Annotated in this window: 24 protein-coding genes; 13 read left to right on the top strand and 11 right to left on the bottom strand. The window is 65.8% G+C overall.

Translation table 11 applies throughout. The annotated features are described in order from the left end of the window. Window positions 1-11 precede the first annotated feature (11 nt). A complete protein-coding gene (locus tag ACFXKA_RS07965; protein ID WP_379426577.1) occupies window positions 12-239 on the top strand; it encodes a hypothetical protein in 228 nt (75 codons plus the stop codon). Window positions 240-425: 186 nt separating this feature from the next. Then, entirely contained in the window at window positions 426-983 is a 558-nt protein-coding gene (locus tag ACFXKA_RS07960; RefSeq protein WP_379426576.1) for a dihydrofolate reductase family protein, read from the top strand. Window positions 984-1,067: 84 nt separating this feature from the next. Here the strand turns inward: ACFXKA_RS07960 and ACFXKA_RS07955 are convergent, their stop codons facing one another. After that, a complete protein-coding gene (locus tag ACFXKA_RS07955) occupies window positions 1,068-1,805 on the bottom strand; it encodes a TetR/AcrR family transcriptional regulator (protein ID WP_379426575.1) in 738 nt (245 codons plus the stop codon). A 95-nt stretch (window positions 1,806-1,900) separates the two neighbouring features. Here ACFXKA_RS07955 and ACFXKA_RS07950 point away from each other — a divergent pair, with 95 nt between their 5' ends. Beyond that, window positions 1,901-2,602 (top strand): NAD(P)-dependent oxidoreductase, encoded by a 702-nt coding sequence (locus ACFXKA_RS07950; protein ID WP_379426574.1) that lies wholly within the window; start codon window positions 1,901-1,903, stop codon window positions 2,600-2,602. Window positions 2,603-2,833: 231 nt separating this feature from the next. Here ACFXKA_RS07950 and ACFXKA_RS07945 read toward each other — a convergent pair whose 3' ends face one another. Both ACFXKA_RS07945 and ACFXKA_RS07940 read right to left on the bottom strand, forming a co-directional pair. Then, window positions 2,834-3,055, bottom strand: coding sequence for a DUF6188 family protein (locus tag ACFXKA_RS07945; protein WP_379426629.1), 222 nt, complete (start codon window positions 3,053-3,055; stop codon window positions 2,834-2,836). A 117-nt stretch (window positions 3,056-3,172) separates the two neighbouring features. Further along, window positions 3,173-4,321, bottom strand: coding sequence for an alpha/beta hydrolase family protein (locus ACFXKA_RS07940; RefSeq protein WP_379426573.1), 1,149 nt, complete (start codon window positions 4,319-4,321; stop codon window positions 3,173-3,175). A 273-nt stretch (window positions 4,322-4,594) separates the two neighbouring features. Here ACFXKA_RS07940 and ACFXKA_RS07935 point away from each other — a divergent pair, with 273 nt between their 5' ends. The 3 genes from ACFXKA_RS07935 to ACFXKA_RS07925 all read left to right on the top strand — a co-directional run bounded on the left by ACFXKA_RS07935 (window position 4,595) and on the right by ACFXKA_RS07925 (window position 7,562). Continuing rightward, window positions 4,595-4,948 carry a DUF4870 domain-containing protein gene (locus ACFXKA_RS07935; RefSeq protein ID WP_379426572.1) on the top strand — a complete coding sequence of 118 codons (354 nt, stop codon included), beginning with the start codon at window positions 4,595-4,597 and terminating at the stop codon, window positions 4,946-4,948. 360 nt (window positions 4,949-5,308) lie between these two features. Then, window positions 5,309-5,569 carry a hypothetical protein gene (locus ACFXKA_RS07930; RefSeq protein WP_379426571.1) on the top strand — a complete coding sequence of 87 codons (261 nt, stop codon included), beginning with the start codon at window positions 5,309-5,311 and terminating at the stop codon, window positions 5,567-5,569. A gap of 445 nt (window positions 5,570-6,014) precedes the next feature. Further along, window positions 6,015-7,562, top strand: coding sequence for an amidase (locus ACFXKA_RS07925; RefSeq protein ID WP_379426570.1), 1,548 nt, complete (start codon window positions 6,015-6,017; stop codon window positions 7,560-7,562). 464 nt (window positions 7,563-8,026) lie between these two features. On the opposite strand, the gene ACFXKA_RS07920 is transcribed toward ACFXKA_RS07925, so the two are convergent. Next, window positions 8,027-8,416: a MerR family transcriptional regulator gene (locus ACFXKA_RS07920; RefSeq protein ID WP_354833182.1), complete on the bottom strand. Its 390-nt coding sequence runs from the start codon at window positions 8,414-8,416 to the stop codon at window positions 8,027-8,029. 115 nt (window positions 8,417-8,531) lie between these two features. Between ACFXKA_RS07920 and ACFXKA_RS07915 the strand changes: the two genes are divergently transcribed. Beyond that, window positions 8,532-9,194, top strand: a complete 663-nt coding sequence (locus ACFXKA_RS07915; RefSeq protein WP_379426569.1) for a class II aldolase/adducin family protein — start codon at window positions 8,532-8,534, stop codon at window positions 9,192-9,194. Further along, window positions 9,191-9,577, top strand: coding sequence for a carboxymuconolactone decarboxylase family protein (locus ACFXKA_RS07910; protein WP_379426568.1), 387 nt, complete (start codon window positions 9,191-9,193; stop codon window positions 9,575-9,577). The genes ACFXKA_RS07915 and ACFXKA_RS07910 overlap by 4 nt, the downstream gene beginning before the upstream one ends. 638 nt (window positions 9,578-10,215) lie before the next feature. On the opposite strand, the gene ACFXKA_RS07905 is transcribed toward ACFXKA_RS07910, so the two are convergent. Continuing rightward, window positions 10,216-11,040: an SDR family oxidoreductase gene (locus ACFXKA_RS07905; protein WP_379426567.1), complete on the bottom strand. Its 825-nt coding sequence runs from the start codon at window positions 11,038-11,040 to the stop codon at window positions 10,216-10,218. Between the two features lie 47 nt (window positions 11,041-11,087). Next, a complete protein-coding gene (locus ACFXKA_RS07900) occupies window positions 11,088-11,474 on the bottom strand; it encodes a cupin domain-containing protein (protein ID WP_379426566.1) in 387 nt (128 codons plus the stop codon). Between the two features lie 88 nt (window positions 11,475-11,562). Here ACFXKA_RS07900 and ACFXKA_RS07895 point away from each other — a divergent pair, with 88 nt between their 5' ends. Then, window positions 11,563-12,210, top strand: a complete 648-nt coding sequence (locus ACFXKA_RS07895; RefSeq protein WP_379426565.1) for a TetR/AcrR family transcriptional regulator — start codon at window positions 11,563-11,565, stop codon at window positions 12,208-12,210. Between the two features lie 129 nt (window positions 12,211-12,339). On the opposite strand, the gene ACFXKA_RS07890 is transcribed toward ACFXKA_RS07895, so the two are convergent. Beyond that, entirely contained in the window at window positions 12,340-12,801 is a 462-nt protein-coding gene (locus ACFXKA_RS07890) for a DUF6194 family protein (protein WP_379426564.1), read from the bottom strand. A 96-nt stretch (window positions 12,802-12,897) separates the two neighbouring features. On the opposite strand from ACFXKA_RS07890, the gene ACFXKA_RS07885 reads away from it, so the two are divergent. Continuing rightward, entirely contained in the window at window positions 12,898-13,626 is a 729-nt protein-coding gene (locus ACFXKA_RS07885; protein ID WP_379426563.1) for a MerR family transcriptional regulator, read from the top strand. 196 nt (window positions 13,627-13,822) lie between these two features. Here ACFXKA_RS07885 and ACFXKA_RS07880 read toward each other — a convergent pair whose 3' ends face one another. Continuing rightward, window positions 13,823-14,158 (bottom strand): DUF397 domain-containing protein, encoded by a 336-nt coding sequence (locus ACFXKA_RS07880; protein ID WP_379426562.1) that lies wholly within the window; start codon window positions 14,156-14,158, stop codon window positions 13,823-13,825. Between the two features lie 10 nt (window positions 14,159-14,168). After that, window positions 14,169-15,032 (bottom strand): helix-turn-helix domain-containing protein, encoded by an 864-nt coding sequence (locus tag ACFXKA_RS07875; protein ID WP_379426561.1) that lies wholly within the window; start codon window positions 15,030-15,032, stop codon window positions 14,169-14,171. Between the two features lie 411 nt (window positions 15,033-15,443). Between ACFXKA_RS07875 and ACFXKA_RS07870 the strand changes: the two genes are divergently transcribed. Continuing rightward, a complete protein-coding gene (locus ACFXKA_RS07870; RefSeq protein WP_379426560.1) occupies window positions 15,444-15,677 on the top strand; it encodes a hypothetical protein in 234 nt (77 codons plus the stop codon). Beyond that, the gene (locus ACFXKA_RS07865) at window positions 15,674-15,907 is read left to right on the top strand and encodes a hypothetical protein (protein WP_379426559.1); all 234 of its coding nucleotides are present in this window, start codon (window positions 15,674-15,676) and stop codon (window positions 15,905-15,907) included. The genes ACFXKA_RS07870 and ACFXKA_RS07865 overlap by 4 nt, the downstream gene beginning before the upstream one ends. 210 nt (window positions 15,908-16,117) lie before the next feature. On the opposite strand, the gene ACFXKA_RS07860 is transcribed toward ACFXKA_RS07865, so the two are convergent. Beyond that, complete coding sequence (locus ACFXKA_RS07860) at window positions 16,118-16,498, bottom strand: hypothetical protein (protein ID WP_379426558.1); 381 nt, start codon at window positions 16,496-16,498, stop codon at window positions 16,118-16,120. Between the two features lie 278 nt (window positions 16,499-16,776). Between ACFXKA_RS07860 and ACFXKA_RS07855 the strand changes: the two genes are divergently transcribed. After that, window positions 16,777-17,868: an esterase/lipase family protein gene (locus tag ACFXKA_RS07855; protein ID WP_379426557.1), complete on the top strand. Its 1,092-nt coding sequence runs from the start codon at window positions 16,777-16,779 to the stop codon at window positions 17,866-17,868. A gap of 94 nt (window positions 17,869-17,962) precedes the next feature. On the opposite strand, the gene ACFXKA_RS07850 is transcribed toward ACFXKA_RS07855, so the two are convergent. Further along, window positions 17,963-19,393 (bottom strand): stealth family protein, encoded by a 1,431-nt coding sequence (locus ACFXKA_RS07850; protein ID WP_379426628.1) that lies wholly within the window; start codon window positions 19,391-19,393, stop codon window positions 17,963-17,965. Window positions 19,394-19,667 lie beyond the last annotated feature (274 nt).

Below are 19,667 nucleotides of genomic sequence, written 5' to 3'. Positions count from 1 at the left end.
TCATCGGCGCATTGGTCAGCGGGATAATCGGTTTCGTTGTCGGTTGCGTCGCCAGCATCGCGATCGGCTGCATTCCCGGCGGTGTTGCCGGGGTCCCGGCAGGCGGAATCATCGGTGGCCTGGTGGCCGGTGGCCCGACATTGATCGCCGCGGGCATCGACCTGCTGAACACCTGGCAGGCCGCCCCGGGCACCTCCAAGTGGGCCGATCCACAGCCTCAGCCCGCCCCGCAGAACTGACCCGCACCACACCGAACGGCAAACACGCTGCCCGAGAAGCACTCTGGCCAGCGCAGCCACAACATCCTGCACTGCCGATTTCAGGGCTTCCGCAGTGGTTGACACGATTTCGGCTGCACCGATGACTTTCGGGTGAATGCGTCGTCGATATCTCTGGACATACCGACAGCACATGGAGGCACCGGCATGCGGAAGTTGATTCTGGGTTTTTACGTCTCGCTCGACGGTAAAAGCGCTGACGCGGACAACGGAATCCGGGACGTCATGATGAGCATCGACGACCCCGAGCAGGAGCAGTACTTCGTCAACCAGTTGTGGGAGGCTGGGGCCTTTGTCATGGGCCGCAACAGCTACGAGATCATGGCCGGATACTGGCCCACCTCCGACCACCCGTCCGCCAAGGCCATGAACGAGATCCCCAAGGTCGTGTTCTCCCGCACCCTGAAATCCGCCGACAACTGGCCCGAGACCCGGATCGCCGGCGGTGACACGACCGAGGAGATCGCCAAGCTCAAGGCCGAGCCCGGCAAGGACCTCGTCGCCGTCGGCGGCACCGAGTTCATGCACTCCCTGATCAAGCTCGGCGTGGTCGACGAGTACCGGCTGTGGGTGCTGCCCGCCGCCACGGGCAAGGGCGCGCCACTGTTCCCCGAGCTGGATCAGCCCGTGAACCTGCGCTTGGTGAAAAGCACGGCCTTCCCGTCCGGAATCCTCGAACTGGTGTACGCGCCAGCCGACAAGTAGGACACAGCAATTGAGGCACAGTCACGGTCGCACCGAGAGCGGGCGCCTGCCCGCCCCGGTCCCGTCTGTTCCGTTCACACCGCCTCACCTGCCGCCCGGCGAAGGGTGTGCGGTAGGCAGTGTGAGTCCCAGAGCGCGGATGAGATGGCCGATCTCATTGCGATACAGCTTGTCCGGGTTGGTCGTCTGAGTGCGCAGGTGGCCGAGAATCTCCAACGAAACCAGCCCGTGCAGGTGGCCCCAGATGCGTAGCGCGATGGCGACAGCGGTCGGGGGGAGGTCGGGGAACTCCCGGTGCACCTCGCTCACGAGTTTGGGTTCGAAGTCCGACCACTCGAATCCGTTGTCGGCGTAGGCGGCCTCGGCGTGTGGCCACGCGCCCGCCGCCAGTCCGGTCAGGCCCGCGCACACACGGTGTTCAGCTTCCGGCGCGGCACCACCGTCGGGTGCCTGATAACCGGGCACCGGGTCGCCGTAGATGAGGCGGAACCCCTCGGGATGCCGCAATGCCCAGTCCCGGAAGGCACACGCCCAGGCCAGAATTCGACCTGCGGCGTCCCCAGCGGGAAGTGCGTCGCGGGCGGTCTCGAGCGCGTCGGCGAGGTCGGAATACACGTCGCGGATCAGTGCCGTGATCAGTTCGTCACGGGTCGAGAAGTAGCTGTAGACGGCGTTGGCGGTCATGCCCATCTGCCGGGCGATCGCACGGAGTGTGATTGCGCCCGGACCACCTTCGGCCATCAGGCGCAGCGCTACATCCTTGATCTCGGAGGTCGTCTCGACCCGGCGCCGTTCTCGCCGCGTCGGCGTCGCAGTACCCATATCAGCACTTTACATTGCGTGAAGTTAGTGCGTCGAGTTAGGTTACCTCACGGCGTATAGTTTTCTCACGCCGTAACGTGCTAGAGGAGGAACCAGTGTTCATCGGCATCATCGGAGCTACGGGCAACATCGGTCAGCGCCTTGTCGGCGAGGCACTCTCGCGTGGGCATCGCGTCAAGGCGTTCACCCGGGACACCGCACGCGCCAACGCCACCCACGAGCATGTGACCTGGGCCGCACTCGACGTGTTCGACAGCGACGCTGTCGCCGCGCAGCTGCCGGGCCTGGACGTGCTGATCAGCTGCTACCAACCCGGCAATGCCGCAGCGGATTTCGAGGACACCGTGGAGAAATCGATCGCGGACCCCAGCGTGTACGCCACCGTGGCGCGCACCCTGTTGCGGGCCCTCGAGATGCACCCGCGCACCCGCCTGATCGTCGTCGGTGGCGCGGGCAGCCTGGAGTACGCACCGGGGAAGGTCACTGTCGACGACGACGAGCGCCTCCACGCGAGCCTCGACAGCCTCGGCCTGCCCCGCGGCTATGCCGCCGCGGTGCGCGGGCATCGCGACGCATTGACGGTGTTGCGGACCTCGAACCGCCTGTGGACCTATCTCAGCCCCGCTGAACAGATTGGTCCCGGCGAGCGCACCGCCCGCTACCGCATCGGCGGCGACCAGCCTGTCCTCGACAGCGACGGCCACAGTCGTATCTCCTTCGAGGACACCGCTGTTGCGTTGCTCGACGAGATCGAGACGCCTCGGTTCGTGCAGCGGCGTTTCACCATCGGTTACTGATCCACTATCCGCAGGTCCTTCCGACGGCCGAAACCTCCAGGCAAGGGTGGTGTGCGATCGAACGCGCTCGCGCATCACCATGCCACGAACCGAAACGGGTTGAGCGTCAGCGCGCCTGAACCCCGAAGATCAACTGGCAGAGATGATGTCGGCCCCTCACCATGCGTGACCATGCCACATACCGCGCTGATCTCATCGGCCGGCGCTGGTGTCGGAAGATCAAATGGTTGGCTAGGGACAGAGGGCGTCGTTGATCACGACGGTGAAGTTCGGCTCGTCGGCCGGGGAGTCGGAACGGCCAGGCGGGAAGGCTCGAAGGTCAACTGGCAAGGTCGTTTTCGTGTATCTCCGACTCCCCTGGCGTGCGGACCAGATAGCCAGTTCGCCGCCGGGAGTCGAGATGGCTCGGTATCCACGGGGACCTGTGCGTGTCCATGCCTCGTACTGCGGGATCTACTGGAATGCAGATTTGCTCGCTCGGCGGCCCCGTCTGGCAGCGAGTTTGCAGGTCGGCCGTTGGCACGGCCCATTTCTGGCGTATTCGGGTCCGTCCCCCGAGACCAGTCGGCCTCAGCGCATGACGGTGATATCCGGGATTGTCTCCGGGTGCTCCAGGGCGGTGGATCCGTTGCCACGGAGGAATTTGTCGAAGAAGCTCGTCACCGTGGTGCGCAGGGCGGCGTCGGCACGCGCGGGAGCGATCGGGCCGACCATCGCGCCACCGCCCATGAACATCGGGCTGGGGATCAGCTGGTTCAGGTCGGTGAGGTCCTCGTGGGCGGAGTTCGCCAGTTCCAGCTCTGTCTTCCAGCTCTGGGCGTGATCCAGCATCACTGTGAAGGCCTCGTGTCCGGAGCCGTTGTCGACGGTCTGCGCGCTGCGCAGCACCAACAGGGGCTGACGCACACCGTCGGTGCCGGTCTCGCCCCAGTCGTCGCTGTCCGGGATGGCGCCGTCCATGTCGAGGACGGCATCGATGCGCGGGTCCCGGGCCGCCACCTCGACGGCAGTGGTGCCACCCAGTGAATGCCCGAAGGCTCCCACCCGGGTGAGGTCCAGTGCCGCTCCCAAACCGGTAGGCAGCGGGCGATTCTCGGCGTCCGGGTCGGCGCCGGCATGCAGTGCGGTCAACGCGTCCAGCACGTACTCCACATCGGCGACCTGGATGTCGCGCCGCTGCCCACCCGGGATCGCAGTGAATTCCGCTGCGGCACCGACGATCCGGTTACCCGGGAACTCGACGACCGGGGAATCGCCGGTGTGGTCTACAGTGACGACGACGTAACCCCGGCTCGCCAGTTCCTCCGCAGTACCGGTGCCCAGCAACCTCGGGGTGCTCTGCCCGGGCGAATACAGCACGACCGGATACGAGCCCGTCGCGACTGGGGCCTCCTGGTAGGAGTTCGACAGCAGCACCGGAAGCGGCGTGCCCAGCTGCCGCTCCAACGCAGGCAGCACGACCGCTGACAATGCATGTGCGCGAGGCAGATTCGTGACGTCGGCCGCCGGATAGAAGACCGACAGCATCAGTTCGCGGTCGCTGTCCGGGGTGAACGGATCGGGTCGGCCGTGCTGCACCAGATGCATGGTGGTGGTGCCGACCGGCATGGGCCCACCCGGCGTAGGCAGCATGCTCGGACTGGGCGCGGCCTGCGCACCTCCGGCTTGCAGCACCGATACCGCCATCGCCGCAGTCACCGCGGCCAACCGACCGAACATGATCTCTCCCCACCGAACTCCAGGACCCGGCCCCCGCCGGTCGCCGGCGGCGACGCTACCTCACGCCGCCGACCGCGTCTTGTGATTCCTGGCGGCAGTTCTCAGCGAACCCTGACGTCATCGGCGAGCGTGTCCGGCTACTTGGGCGGTCGTCGGCCGGTCCGCGACCTGTGGGTTCGTGCTGAAAGTTGGGATCGGTAGGTGGCGCGCGCGGCGTCTACTTACCCCATGACATCTTCTCAACCTCCCGCGAACCAACCGCAGTCCGCCGGCTTGGACAAAAAGACCAGCGCGATTCTGTCGTACGCGCTGGGGTGGCTCACCGGAATCATCTTCCTATTCTTGGGAAAGAACGATCCCGACGTGAAATTCCATGCCTCGCAATCGATCGTCTTCTTCGGGGCGGTCTCGGTGGTCAATATCGTCCTGAGTATCGTCGGCTCGCTCCTCGGAGTCGTGGGGATCATCTTCAGCCTCGCCGGGCTCGCGGTCGTGGTCTTCGCGGTCGTCGTCTGGATCATGGCCATGGTCCAGGCGAACAACACCGGCGGCGTCCGCGCGGAGCTTCCCATCGTCGGGAAATTCATTGCCCCGTATGCCGATCAGTTGGCCGGCTCGGTCAAGTAGCGGCGTATTCGAAGTCCCCAGCTGAATTTCGTTATCGATAATGCTGTCGGCACTGCACGGCGGCCAGATGCGACAGTCCGAAGATCAACGGCCCGAGGCTATCTCGGGCCGTTGGCGTCCGCGCGGGACGTCCGGAGCTGCCGAGTTGAGGGCATTTACCTGGGTACCTCAAGACCTTCCCCGCCGGTTCCGGATCGGGACTCGGCCATCGTCCATTGGGCGCGCGTGCTGAAGTGCCATGAATTCGAAGCACGTCGTGCCCCTGCTGATCGGGGCACCGGAACCCGTGGCTGTCTGCGGGACAGCGATCTTGGAATGGTTGCGAGTGCTTTTCCATTCCAAGAGATGGGTCTCCACACGATGACTACTGTTCGCTCTGCTCTCCGTACCGGCCTGGTAGCCACGGTCGCCGCCGCCGCGATCGCGGCGGGCTCCGCGGTCGCCGCCGCCTCTCCCACGTCGGTCGACGGGGTTGCCCTGGAACTCGCCTCGCCCGCAGACCAGCCGGCTGTCGCCCAGCCGATCTACACACCGGACAGCGGCAGTGCCGTGATCAACCTCCTCAATCTCCTTACCGGCAGTGCTGATCGGCCGTGCAACAGCGCCGCCACCTGCCTCTGATCCGATCTCGTGTAAAGGCCGTCCAACCTCGGTTTCGTTCGATCTGCCCGCAGCTCCCCCGCTTGCCACAGGCGTGGTCCGAGCGGGCCGAGATGGACGGCTTGGTACTCACCGGAACCTGGTGCGGTGCAGAACGTCCGCTACTGCCTAGGTCCGGACATACCGATGCCGATGAAGCACTCCGGGTACACGTCGGTTCGCAGCCTCGCGAAGGACGCGAGGGTGTCCCCATGACGGTGCTGAACTTCCGGGCCGACACCGAACTCGCCGCGCGCCGCCATGGCCAGCGGTCGGGCGACTAGTCTTTCAGGCCCCGAGAGAAGCCGGGCGAGTACTGAGATATCTATCCCGTTGTGCGAAACTGCATTTCATGGCCTGCGCCAATGGCACTAACCCACTGCCAACACCATGACCTGCTGTGGGGCCGCCTCTGATGACGGATCGAGTGCGTGACATTGCCGGTAAAGGTGGCCCGTTCGACCTTCCCGTTGCGCGTAACGGCATTTTATGTCTTCTGCGGCAGGCCAATAACGTCGGATTCATGGATTGGAATTTTCAGTCGGCGGAAGAACTCGCGGCTGCCTTGCATGCTGGTGAAGTGACCTCGGTGGAACTGACCGATGAGGCGATCGCGCGTATCGAGCGGGACGACAAGGTGATCAACGCGATCTGTGTGCCGGATTTCGACCGTGCGCGGGCCGCCGCCCGCGATGCCGACCAGGCCCGAGCCCGTGGCGAGGACCGGCCGCTGCTGGGTATTCCGGTGACGGTCAAGGAGTCCTACGACATCGCCGGGCTGCCCACGACTTGGGGCATGCCACAGCACGCGAACTACGTACCGGCCGAGGACTCGGTACAGGTGTCGCGGTTGAAGGCGGCCGGCGCGGTGCTGCTCGGTAAGACCAATGTGCCGTTGATGCTGCGAGATATCCAGAGCTTCAACGAGATCTACGGCACCACCAACAATTCGTGGGATCACGGCCGCACGTCGGGTGGATCCTCCGGCGGATCGGCGGCGGCACTGGCGTCCGGATTCGGCGCGCTGTCCATCGGCTCCGACCTCGCCGGCTCGCTACGCACCCCCGCGCATTTCTGCGGCGTCTACGCACACAAGCCGACACTCGGTCTGGTAGCGAACCGCGGTATGGTCGCGCCGACCGCGCCCGCCTTGCCGGTCGATCTCGATCTCGCCGTCGTCGGTCCGATGGCGCGCACCGCCCGCGACCTCACGCTGCTGCTCGACGTGATGGCCGGACCGGACCCGCTGACCCACGGCGTCGCCTACGACGTCGCGCTGCCGCCCGCGCGCCACGAGCGACTGGCGGACTTCCGCGTCCTGATCATCGAGGACCATCCGCTCATTCCGACCGGATCGGCGGTGCGGGCGGGCGTGAACCTGGTCGCCGAGGCGCTCGTCGACGAGGGCGCCCGCGTCGAACGGCACAGTCCGCTGCTGCCCGATCCGACCGAAGCGGCGACGCTCTACATGCAGCTGATGCTGTCGAACGCCGCCGCAAGTCTTTCCGTCGACGTGTACGAACAGCTGCAGACCCACGCCGCCGCCCTGAGCGCGGACGACCGGAGTCTCGATGCGGCGCGGCTGCGCGGCATGGTGCTCAGCCACCGCGACTGGGTCGAGGCGAACAACCGTCGCGAACTCCACCGCCACGGCTGGCGGCAGCTCTTCGCCGAATTCGATGCCGTGGTGTGCCCCATCACGCCCACTCCCGCCTTCCCGCACGACCACAACGGAGGTCTGGAGAACCGGCACATCGACATCGACGGCATCGAGTACCCGTACTTCGACCAGCTCGTCTGGGCCGGTGTGGCCACCATGCCCGGATTGCCCGCTACCGCCATACCAGCGGGCCGGTCACCCGAGGGTCTGCCGGTGGGAGTGCAGCTCATCGGTCCGATGTTCGAGGACCGCACCCCGCTGCGACTGGCCGAACTGCTCGAGCAGAGGATCGGCGGCTTCCAGGCACCGAAATAGGGCGCACTACCGGGTGCCCACCCAGGACGAAGCGCCCGCAGAAAATCGCAACCGACCACGAGCGGCATCAGATACGGGCCGTCGTAGTGGGTTCCAGGCGGGCACAAAGGTATTCGGACCTCGGCGCGGCTTCTTCCTCACCCTCCCAGCATGGTTCGCGACCTTCAAGCGATGCGAACTGTGCGCTGAGCAAGTGCGGACGGCTACTTGGCGCCGTCCCTTTGCGCCGTGCTGTCGCGATGCGGAATCTTGGAACGTGTCTCACGCCGTTGTGATTTCGATAGCGATGTTTCGGGATGAGTTGTGCTGCACAATGTTTCGTCTCGGTTGACGAATTTCCGGGCAGTCGGGCCGCTCGGCGAGTTGGGGAGTTGTCCGAGCCGCTGCCGCCGAGGTGCACCCGTCTCGGGCCCGTATCGGACAGCGGCACATTGGCTCGACTCGCGGTGGTGTAGCACGTCGGGCTATGTCGGGTCGTTGGGTGGTGACTGCCAGGTCGCCATCTGCGCGCGGAACGTCGCGCATGTCACGATGTCGGGTTTGCTGCATTGGACGGCGTGGGCCAGGAGTTCGTGGGCATGTTGGAGGTCGATGATGCGGCGCTCGATCTCGACGAGCTTGGCGGTCAGCATCGCCTTGCGCTGCGGCCGGTCCTGCTGGAACTCGCGAATCTCGTCCAGGCTGAGACCGGCTGTTTGGCATTTGCGCAACAGCACGATCCGGTCCGCGGCGTCGGCCGGATAGCGGCGCTGCCCACCGCGCCGCTCGGGTTCCGGCAAGAGCCCGTGCCGCTCCCAATACCGGATCGCCGAGGCCGGGACTCCGGTGCTCGCGGCGAGCTGGCCGATGGTCATCACGGCCGTTCCTCCTCGTCTGACTCGACGCTTGACTTAAACCCAAGTTTAAGGCGCACGGTAGTCGTCACCGGCGGCAACCGGCCGCCGACAACCGAATCCGAAAGGTCAGATCATGACGGGAACACCGGCGACGACACCACAGGCCCAACAGATCGCCGAGACCGCCGCGCAGCTCTTCGTGGCCGGCGTGATGTCGCACTCCGGGCACGCCAACCTCAGCGCGCGGGTGGACAGCGAACGCTTCGCCATGACCCCGGGCTTCGTCCGCGATCTGCGCCCCGACCAGGTGGCGATCGTCCACCAGGACGGTCGGGTCCTCGAGGGAGAGCTGCGGTCCGCCAGCGCCGAGATCATCACCATGCACGGGATCGTCTATCGCAAGCGCCCCGAGGTGGGGGCGGTCATCCATACGCACTCCCCCGCCTCGACCGCGTTCGCCGTGGCCAATCGGCCGCTGCCGTGCCGCACCGAGCCGATGCTGCGTTTCGGCCAGGCCGAGGACGTGCCGATCGTCGCATGGGGACCGCGCGGGTCGGACGTGTCGGTCCGCAGCATCGCGCAGGTCCTCGACGAACGCCCGACCACGCGGGCCGTGCTGCTGGCCAACCACGGCCTGATGGTCTTCGGCACGGACCCCGCGTCGGCCGCCGAGCTCGTGTACGCGATCGAGGAAAGCGCCGAAGCGGAAATCGCCGCGCAAGCGATCGGCGGGGCCGTGGACTTCCCCGCGGGCGCCCTCGAGGCCGTCCGCGCGTCGATGGCCCGGGTGTCATGAGCGACACCGCATCCCGCGCCGAAGCGATCCGCGACCGCTACCGCTCGACCCTCGGCACCATCCCCCGCGGCGCCGAAGATCGCCTGCGCCTGGCAGAACAACACGATCGGCTCGACACCGAAGAAGCGATCATGGCGCTGCGGCACATCGTGCTGACCGATAATGCGCTGGGACCACGCGTGCAGCAGCTCGTCCACTTCGGTCAACTGCTGGCCCTGGGCCGATCCGAGCCTGCCCGGATCCACGCCCGCGGCGCACTCCACGCCGGCGCGACCACCGGCGACCTGATCGGCGTGGCCGAAACCGCTGTCCTGACCGCCGGCGTGCCCGCCTACGCCCTCGGCATCGAAATCATCGCCGAACTCATCGGACCACCTGACTGAAATCCCAGCCCTTCAGCCACCCGGTCATTACGGAGGGTCCGGCCTCGCCCCGGACCCTCCGGGGTTTCGCCGACATCAGCTCCTGCGGTCTACAGCAGAAGAGCACGCTGCCATGTGCGAATGAACGGCCACCCAACCGTTCCAAACGCGCACTACAGCTGAGGAATTGGCTCGAGATTGCTGTTCTACAGCAGATTGTGCGGGATTGCACCGGTCGTCCGAAACTCGGCTGCTCGGAGAATGGTGGTAGGGCTGGGTCCTGGCCAGGTTCTGGTCCAGGTGCTGGTGGGATGCTCTCCAATTCGGTTGCCCGCCAGAGTGACCGGTGCGGCTCCCTCATAGCTGTGATCCAACTGCACCACCCCACTACCGGCCGCGTCTGCTACGACGCTCGAAGAGCTGGCGGGAAGACCTCGATGGACCGAGATCTTCTCGATCGGGGAATCGGTCGTAATCGGGTGAGCCCCATGGAAGTTGGGGCCCCTCGTTTCGCGGACCGGCCAGCGCGGGGCGGTCAGCGGCGAGACCAATGGTGGCCCAGAGACATCCGCCTCTGCCGATCAACGGTGAGCGGTGGCTGACGTTTCGAGGTGCGACCCAGCGTGGTTGGTGATTCGCTCTTCGGCTACCGGCCCGGGTCAGCGGAAGTCAGCGGTGTGGTCGAGGACCCATTGCCGGTAGCTGCGAGGCGGTTCGCCGACGAGGTCGGTCGAGATCGGTGTGGGTTCGATCGGGTGCGAGATGGCCCGTTCGTAGTAGCGCAGCAGCGAGTCGGCGATGCTCGAGGGAATCCCTTGGGCAGCCATATGGTCTCGCGCGTCGGACGGGTCGACCGGTTCGAATCGGATGGGCTTGCCGATGGCCTCACCGATCAGTTTCGCCTGCTCTGCCTGCGTCACCAGTTCCGGGCCGGTGAGGACCGGCGCGGTGGAGAGCAGGTCGTCGGACAGCAGTGCCCGCACGATGGCGGCGGCGAGGTCGCGTTCGTGGATCGGGGCGATCAGGGCATCGGTGTAGGCGGCGCGAACCACCTCGCCGGCACGGATTTGCCCGGCCCACTGCCGGGTGTTGGCCGCGAACATCCCGGCCCGCAAGAAGGTCCATTCCAGTCCGGTGCGTTCGATGCGTTGTTCGAGCTCACGGTGGGCGATGCCGGTGTGGTTGCCGGGATGCTCGTCGAGCACCGACGACGAGGACAGCAAGACGATTCGGCGCACCCCGGCCGCCGTGGCCTGCCGAAGCAGTGCATCCACGGTGTCGTGCACCGCGGCCGGGTTGAGGAATATCGCGGTCACTCCCGCCAGGGCATGCGAGTCCGTTTGCGAGGCAATGACTTCCACTCCGGCAGGCAGTGTGGCGGCAGCGGGGTTGCGGCTGGTAGCGCGAACCGTGGCGCCGGCAGTGAGCAGTCGCTCGACAACCTGCCTGCCGACATTGCCGGTGGCGCCGGTGACGAGGTACATCTGTTTCGCTCCCGTCTATTTCGGAATCTGTTGTGCTGCCGCGGTTGTCACAGGTCGCGTCGTTCCAGACGCGTATCGCGGCGCAGTGTCACGGACATCAGGTCGGTAGGTCCTTCCAGTTCAATGCGGTGCCACCGGTTTTGCGGCACGACATACGCCTGCCCCGGCCCCACCGACAACGAATCCTCTTCGTCTCCAGGCCTTTCCGGCCGCAAATACATGCGAATCCCACCGGAGAGCACTGCGACGAGTTCAGCTCCAGCCGGGTGGATCTCCCAGTGATCACCATGTGCGTCGGCGTCGGACTCGAGGTGGAAGGTAGCCAGCGTCCAGCCGTCGATATCGCCACTCATCCGGCGCTGTTCGCCGAACACCTGCCCGTCGGGAAGCATGCGCACGCCGCAGGCGAACAGGTCGATAGGGGTCAGTTGCATGAGGGTTCCTCCAGAGACGTTTTTGTACGTGTATAAAAACTAGACCAACATCGGCCTCGCTGTCGAGAGCTCATGCCAAGATGGTTCGGTGGGAAGCCGTACCGGACGTCCGCCGCGCCTGTCGCGAGCACAGATAGTGGCCATCGCACGCGAGCTCATCGAGACTCACGGCGTGGAAGCACTGACGATGCGGCGACTCGCGACCGAACTGGGCGTCACGCCGATGGCGGTCTACCACCACGTGCGCGACAAGGATGAGTTGTTGCTGCTGCTCCTGGACGAAGCCGCCACGGGCATGCAACGACCCGACCTCCCCGACAACCCGCGAGAACAGCTGATCGTCGCCGCGCTCGCCATGCACGACACCCTCGCGCGGGTGCCGTGGATCGTCGAGGTGCTGACCGCAGACGACCTGTTCTCACCGGCAGCCCTGTGGTATCCGGAAACCATCATCGACGCCGCGATGACCAGCGGCCTCACCGCCGACAACGCGGTGCACGCGTACCGCACGGTCTGGTACTACACAATCGGCGAGATCCTCGCGCGGGCCTCGGCAACACGACGCCGCGCCACCGACACCCGAGCGACATTCCGCGAACAGACCTTCGCCAACATCGATTCCGCTGAGCTGCCAAGGCTGGCCGCAGTCGCCGACCGCTGGGCGAAGCTCACCGAAATGGACACCTACGAACATGGCCTGCGCGCTCTCGTCGACGGTCTGCTCACCAGGCTCTGAACTCAGGTGGAGGGCTTCTGGTCGGTCAGCCCCTACAACGCCGATGGATTACTTCCAGTCGCACGCGATGGCCGCGGAGTGGCTGCCGAGGTGGCTCGTCCGCCGCCGCAGGAGTGTGCCATGCATTTGTCAGGATTCGGTGCGGCGTTCGTAGCGGGCGCCGGCTCGAGCGTGGGCGTTTCGGAGCAGGTTCCGGATGGGGGCCTCGGTTCGGGGGCCGGGGTTGACGACGGCTAGCCAGGCGGCTGAGGCGTAGATCGGGTGGGGGATCAGGGTGTCGGTGGCGCTCGGGTCGAGGGAGCCTGATTCGCGGGGAGTGTGACCTGTCCACTCGATGAACTCGTCCCGCGATGTGTTGATGTTCAGGCGGAACGTGCCGGGGCGGTCGAGGCGGGAGGTGCTGTCGTCGGGGTAGTCCTTAGTGATGAGGGTGGCGAAGGGCTGGACTGTGGTGGGGGTGATGCCGTCGGGGGCGTAGTAGAAGAAGTAGTCGCCCCAGGCGATTTCGGGGGTGCCGTCACCGGGGGCCGGGTGGAGGGCGAGGACGCCGCCGAGGGATTCGATGTATGCGGCCAGGTCGTCGATGGTCATGAGTTACAGCGTTACATTGAAGTGCTTGTGTGGACTTTTCCCTGGATATAGGGAGGTGGGGAGTTGCCAAGTCGCAACTCGGGCCGATTGCGGACGGTGGATGTGGCGCGGCTTGCGGGGTGCTCGGTGCAGCAGGTTCGCAACCTGGAGAACGAGGGTGTGCTGCCGCCGGCGATCCGCACGGACGCCGGCTACCGGATGTATGGCGAAGCCCATCTCTGGTCCGTGCGGGCGTACCGGAGTCTCACGGCGGGCGCGGGGCCGGGGGCGGCCAAGCAGATCCTGCGGGCCGCGCAGGCCGGAGCCGGCACCGAGATGCTCGCGTTACTGGATGCGGCGCACGGGCGGCTCGACGGCGAGCGGCGGGAACTCGAAATCGCCAGGGCCGCAGCCAGGTTGATCGCCGAAGAACCCGTCACGGATACGCGTCCCTCGGACGAGATGGGCGTGACCGAGTTGGCGGAGGCACTGGGAGTGCGGGCCTCCACGCTGCGGCACTGGGACGCGATGGGGCTGGTTGTGCCCGGACGCGGGGACAGCCGGGGTGCACGCAGATATGCGCCGGCCGAGGTGCGGGATGCGCGGATCGTGCATCAGTTACGGGCCGCGGGGTACCGGATTCCGCAGTTGCAGGAGTTGATGCCGCAGTTCCGGGGTGCGCGGCGGTGGGACGCGGTGATGGCCGGGCTGGCCGCGCGGGACAAGAGCATCGAGAACCGGTCCCGGGCGCTGTTCGAGGGCACGGCGGCACTCAGTACGGCCATTTCGGCGGCGGCCGATGAGGGAAGATCGACTTCTCCTGAAGGAATGCCGGTTTCGGACTGACGGAAGAATGCGCTCGCCGCGCCCTGCCGTATCCCGTGCGGTTCGGTACGGCGGAGCAACCACCGATTGCCCTGCACAACATGGATTTTCGTCGTATCCGAAAAATGGACTACCTCGGCTGCCGCCGCAATACCAACCTTCGAGCCGTTCGGCGACCAGAGCGCATCCGAGGGTCGCGCGTCGACGAAAAGTGTTGTTAGCGGTCAAATTCGGCGTTGGCGACGCCCTTGATGAAGGCGGACCATTCGGCGCGGTCGTAGTCGAGGGTGGTGCCGTGGGGGTTAGTGAGCGTCGCGCCGCCGGCGGTGGAGATGGTGACGGACAGGTGGTCACCAATTCGGCCGGAGTTGCCGCTCAGCACGAGATCCAGGAAGGCGGGCCAGAGTTCGGGTGCGATCGCGAGCGTCGGTTGATCGTCAGACGGGCCTGCGTACTTGCTGTCTCGGATGAGTACACGGTCAGCGCGGTGGGCGATCTCGACGCAGGTACCCTCCGAACCACTGAAGGTAGATCTGAAGAACTCGGCGCTCACAGCAGTCACCCTAACTCGCGCCGGTAAGCCGCTTGATCAGCTCGAGTGATCGCTCGCGGTCGAGGGCGATCGACTGGATCTGGTTGAAGAGGTAGTCGAGCGCGGTGACTCGCTTGGGATCCTCGACGACCTCGAAGTAAGCGGCGGATTCAGCCCAGCCCAACATGGGGACGCGGGCACTCTTGAAGTCCAAGAGATGGAACGTCGCGGAGTTGAGACTCGCGATTGCGCCGCCCGCTTCGTACGGAATGATGCGGATGTCAAGGGTGTCCGTGTGTCTCTCAGCCATCGAGATCAGGTGCTGCAGTTGCCTGCTGCGAATGTCTTCGCCGCCGACCTTGTACATCAGGGCCGCCTGCCCCATTACCACCGATAGTTCGAGAGGGTCGGGACTATCGAGCCGTCGCTGCCGCCGCAGCCGCGCGCTGACACGTTGCTCGACCTCTGTCGGCCTATAGGTGGTTACTCGCGACTTCATGAGGACCCGCATGTAGTCCTCGATCTGGAGAAGGCCTGGTATGACGATGTTCTCGAAGCTGCGGATGTTCTGCGCACCGGCTTCCAAGCCGTAGAAGCGCATGAGCTGCTCGTTGAACAGGGCAGAAAACTCGGCAAATGGATGGCCACCCTTGGCGACCTCGCGTAACTCGAGTAGTTCGTCCCGCTCGTCTGGATCGAACTCGAGCAGTTTGACCAGGATCGTTAGCTTCTCCTCGGTCAGTACGCCACGCCCCTTCACAAGCTTCGACCAGTACTGCGGGGTCACGTCGACCGCTCGGGCGAGGGTATGCCCCTTCTCGCCGCGTTCCTCGGCACGAGAGCTGATGCGCAGCATCAGTTCCCAGCGAGCGATCGTCGGAGACACCGGTGCCATCTGACCTCGATCCTTCCCTGCAAAGGAGCTGACCCCACCGTAGCTGAAACGAGCACGAAGCCAGCTACAGATTCATTGTCAGGTTTACTAAACCAGAGTATTGTTCAGTGGACAGATGCGGCGAGACGCCGCCAACTATCGAAACCCAAGATCCGCAGGCGCATTCAGCGAGGGGCTGGCGTAATGGTTTGGGACATTTGGTTTTTACTTCTGATTACTGCTACGGGAACCGCACTTCTGGCTGTCGCACGGTGGGGATTCGGCGATGCCCGTGCGGCTGCACCGGGTCACGCGGCGCTGGTTGCGGGCAGATTCGCCCGCGTGCCGCTACATAACCGCCACCGCGTGCGTGGCAGACACCGCGCGTGGTGACGACGTGCCCTCTTCCCGTCAGACGACTCGGAGTCGATGATGACCAATCCCTATATCGCGCCCGCTGATCCACCCTCGTCCGACCGGGCGGCCGCTCTGCGCGACCACCCCGCATGGCACGCCGAGCCCTCGCGCGGCACGGTGTTCTCCGATCGCGAGATCGAACCCCTCTTGCGCGCCCATAGTGAGGCGTGCGAGAAGGCCGGCTGTGCGCTGCGCCGACACCTCGTGCGGCTGCGCGACGAGCGTGCGCAGGAGGGGCGGCGACCATGATCAGACTGCCCGATTGGGTGAAAGTAGGTGCGCCCGTGCGGTTCCGGATGACCGGAAGGGACGACGCGGACTGCATCATCACCACGATCACATCGGCCGGGCGGGTCACTCTCTGCAATGGCGAGCGCTTCGACCCGACCCACCTGACGTCCGGAAGTGATGATGCCGCACGATATTTCGAGAAGCGCAACCGCTTGTCGCGAGTGACGAAATCGGTGCGCAAAGCCTGACTCGGGGTGGCGGCGGCCGCACTGGACTCGAAGGCCATCCGGTACCCGCAGCCCACTCGCCGTGCGCTGCCCCGAGGCCGCGAGTCCGACCGGGAGAAGGTCGTCGACCATGGCTCCCCCGCTACCCGGATGCGCGCTTCCTTCCGAGGTGATCACACGCCAATGTGGAGCGCGCTGACAGCGCGCTCCACAGGATCATGGTGTGGGTATTCAGTCGATCTTGACGCTGAGGCCGTAGTCGACGGTGCTGTGGCTGGGCGAGGACACCGTGAGCCGGTAGGAACCGTTGACCGGCAGGGTGACCGAGGTCCACTGGCGCTGGTAGGACAGGGTTCCGGTGGGGCCGGTGATGGTGACCGTGGCGTCCGACCAGTAGGGGGTGGCGTCGACCACCATGACCTGGCCGCCGCGGGCGTCGACCTCGTAGGTGTCGCGGCTGAAGCCGGTCAGGCGGCCGCTGACGTAGCCGTTGTCGGTGCCGTAGGCGAAGTAGATCTGGTGCACGTCGTCCGCGGAGGCGGGGCCGGCGCCGAGGATGGTTGCGGTCGAGGCGGCGGCGAGGACGGTGGCGGCGAGGAATTTCTTTCTCATGCTGCCGAGAGTGGGCGGCGGCACCAATCAGATTCCAACCGAACACTATTGGCGCATATCAGCGCCATCGCTCAGCGGCCGGCGCTCTCGCGGTAGCGGACTCGTATGGAGCGAGGACACACCCCTCTCGGGGTTGGAGGTCCTCACACCGACCTACTCGCGCCGTTGTTGGAACGTGGAATCCCCCTGCAACCGGGACGAACGGACGCGGCCGCGGCTCTACCTTCGGCATCCAGGTTCGGGCAGTGAAGCCCGGCACCTGCAGGAAGGACATCCAGATGACCACGAGCAAGCGGATGCGCGTGCGCATCGCCGCCGCGATCATGGGCGCGGCCGTGATGGCCGGTACGCACAGCGTGAACGTCCAGGCCGCTACCCAGCCCACGATCCAGGATCTCGTCGACGCCATCAACACCGGCGTGACCACCGCCGGCAAGGCACTCGCGGACACCGGCATCTCCAGTGCGCCGCACTCCACCATCCCGACCGGCAACGGTCCCGAAATGACCGACGCCGTGGCCGCGTTCACCTTCTCACTCGCCAACGAGAACATGGCGCCCGGCGGCGCCAACGACTGGAACTGCAAACCCAGTGCGGCACACCCCGAGCCGGTGGTGCTGCTGCACGGATCCTGGATGAACGCCTATGACGGCTTCGCCTACCTGTCGCCCAAGATCAAAGCGGCCGGATTCTGCGTGTACGCGCTGAACTTCGGCCAGGAGGGTCTGCTGCAGCAGGGTGGTCTCGGCGCGCTGGTGCCGGGCGTCAATGGCATTGCGCCCATGGAGGATTCGGCCAAGGAGGTCGCCACCTTCATCGACAAGGTGCTCACGTCGACCGGCGCACACCAGGTCGACATCATCGGGCACTCCCAGGGCGGCACGGTCGCCGACCAATATCTGAAGTTCGACGGCGGCGCCGGGAAGGTCGACCAGTTGATCACCTTCGGGGCCACCCACCACGGCACCACCCTCGACGGCATCGCCACTCTGGGCCGCCATCTGACGGACATGGGTTTCAACGCACTGGGATTCAGCCAGCTGCTGGTCGGTCAGGGCCTGATCGAGCAGGTCACCGGATCCAGCTTCTACTCGACCCTCGACGCCACCGGCGACACCGTCCCCGGCGTGCACTACACCAGCGTCGCCACCACCCACGACGAGATCTCGACCCCGTACAACGCCACCTTCCTGACCGCCGGCCCCGGCGCGACGGTGAACAATGTGACCCTGCAGGACAACTGCGGTATCGACCTGTCCGACCACCTGTCGATGATGTACTCGCCACGGGCCGCGTCCATCGCCCTGCACGCCCTGGACCCGGCCGGCCATCCGAACCTGGTCTGCACCTTCAACCCGTACGCACTCTGAGCGACCGCCCGGGTTCGTCGCGCGGGTGCGCGCCGAACCCGGGCCCGGTCCGGCAGCGCCCACCGGACGATTGACAGTCATTGCCCCGGACGGGTCAGGCCGCGCCGGACTCGAAGGCCGTCATGGTGCCGACGGTGGTATCCGGCTTTTCCCAGGGGGCCGGATCCGGGAAGTACGTTTCCAGGAATTCCGAGACGGCGCGGACCCGTTCGGCCTCCGGGACCTCCGGGAAACTGCCGTCATTGAGGCAGAAGAAATCTACGTTGCGGCGTTTGGCCAGGCCATCGAGCAGGGCCAGGCCCGTGTACATGGTGGTGTCCACATAGCGCATCTTGGCGGCCTCCTGCGGGACCGCGCGGCCCGTGAGCAGGGCGTAGTAGTGGTACAGGGAATTCGTCACCGAGATATCGGTGGCGGCGCGGAAGCGGCTGGCTCGGGTACGCGCGAAATCCTCGGCGAACACCTCCTCCATTTCCAGGAGCACACTGCGGCGCAAGGGCACCGGCGTGTGCTCGAGGTGGCGGGTGATGACGTGGCCGAAACGCTCGGTCAGCAGGGCGCGGTTGACGCGGGCCGCGTTCTCGAAACCGCTGCGGCGTTCGTTGTTGGCGCCCGGGCCGATTCGGGTGCCCGCTTCGATATAGCGGCTGATGCCCGCGGGAGTGAAGAACATGGACGGGCGCACGGGCCGGGCGAAGAACATGTCGTCGTTGGAGTAGAGGAAGTGTTCCGACAAGCCCTCGATGTGCTGCAGTTGGCATTCGATCGCATGGGAATTGAACACCGGCAGGCCGCTGATGTCCGAGAAGTGGTCCACCGCACGGACAATGGTGACCTTCGGGTCGTCGGCCAGCCAGTCCGGAATCCGGGAATCGGTGGCGATGAAGATGCGGCGGATCCACGGCGCGTTCTTGTGCACCGAGCGCAGGGCGTAGCGCAGTTCGTCGATCTGGCGGATGCGGGCGTCCGCCTCGTCGCCCTCGCCGACCACCACCTGCGCCATCATTCCGGCACGGCGGGCGCGGAATTCGGGGTCGGTGCCGTCCACCCACGAGAAGACCAGGTCGATGTCGAAGCCGACATCGGTCGGGTTGGGGGTGAACATCCCCGCCAGGGTGGGCCAGCTGGCGTCATAGAGCAGCACGGTGGCGGGTTCCACGTCGGCGACGTCGAAGACCATGCGGGTCAGCGCATTCGGGCGCGGGCACTCGACGGTGTCGCCGTGGTACTCCCACAGCTCGAGTTCCACATGATGGGCCGGGTCCAGGTCGCGGCCGAGGCGGAAGACATTGTGCGGCTTCTCGTTGCAGGAGAAACCCGCGACCATCGCGGCACCCAGCACCCGTCTCAGGGCCGACCGGTGACCGCTGTCCACGGCCAGTACCAGCCGATGGTCGGCATCGCGCACCAGCACGAACGGCACGTCCGCGGCGGCCAGTTCGCCACGCAGGTAACGCAGATCGTCGATGACCGCATCCGATACCACCAGATTCGCCGCGGTCGCGCGCCCCACCATCTCCACCATTTCCGGCTGCTGCCCCGAACCCAGATCCGCCATCACCATCTCCGCTCTCTTCGCGCTGTTCACCTCACATCTGCAGCCCCGGACCGGCGCGACCGGACGCCGGGCGGACCCGGTACCGGCAGCGTCGTCAAACCTGTTGGGCAGTCAGAAGAACGGAGCGGACAGGGCGGTGCGAGGTGTATTCCACGGTCGTCGCTGATACGGCCGGAATCCCATTCGCACTCACCTCACTCGTTCACATGGCGTCTGCCGCGCCGGTTGGGAAAAGCTGCTG

Origin of the sequence: Nocardia sp. NPDC059228, from assembly GCF_042754245.1 — a bacterium.
In the GTDB taxonomy this organism is placed as follows: Bacteria; Actinomycetota; Actinomycetes; order Mycobacteriales; family Mycobacteriaceae; genus Nocardia.
The sequence above is the reverse complement of the archived record's forward strand: the minus strand, read 5'-3'. Positions and strand labels throughout refer to the sequence as shown.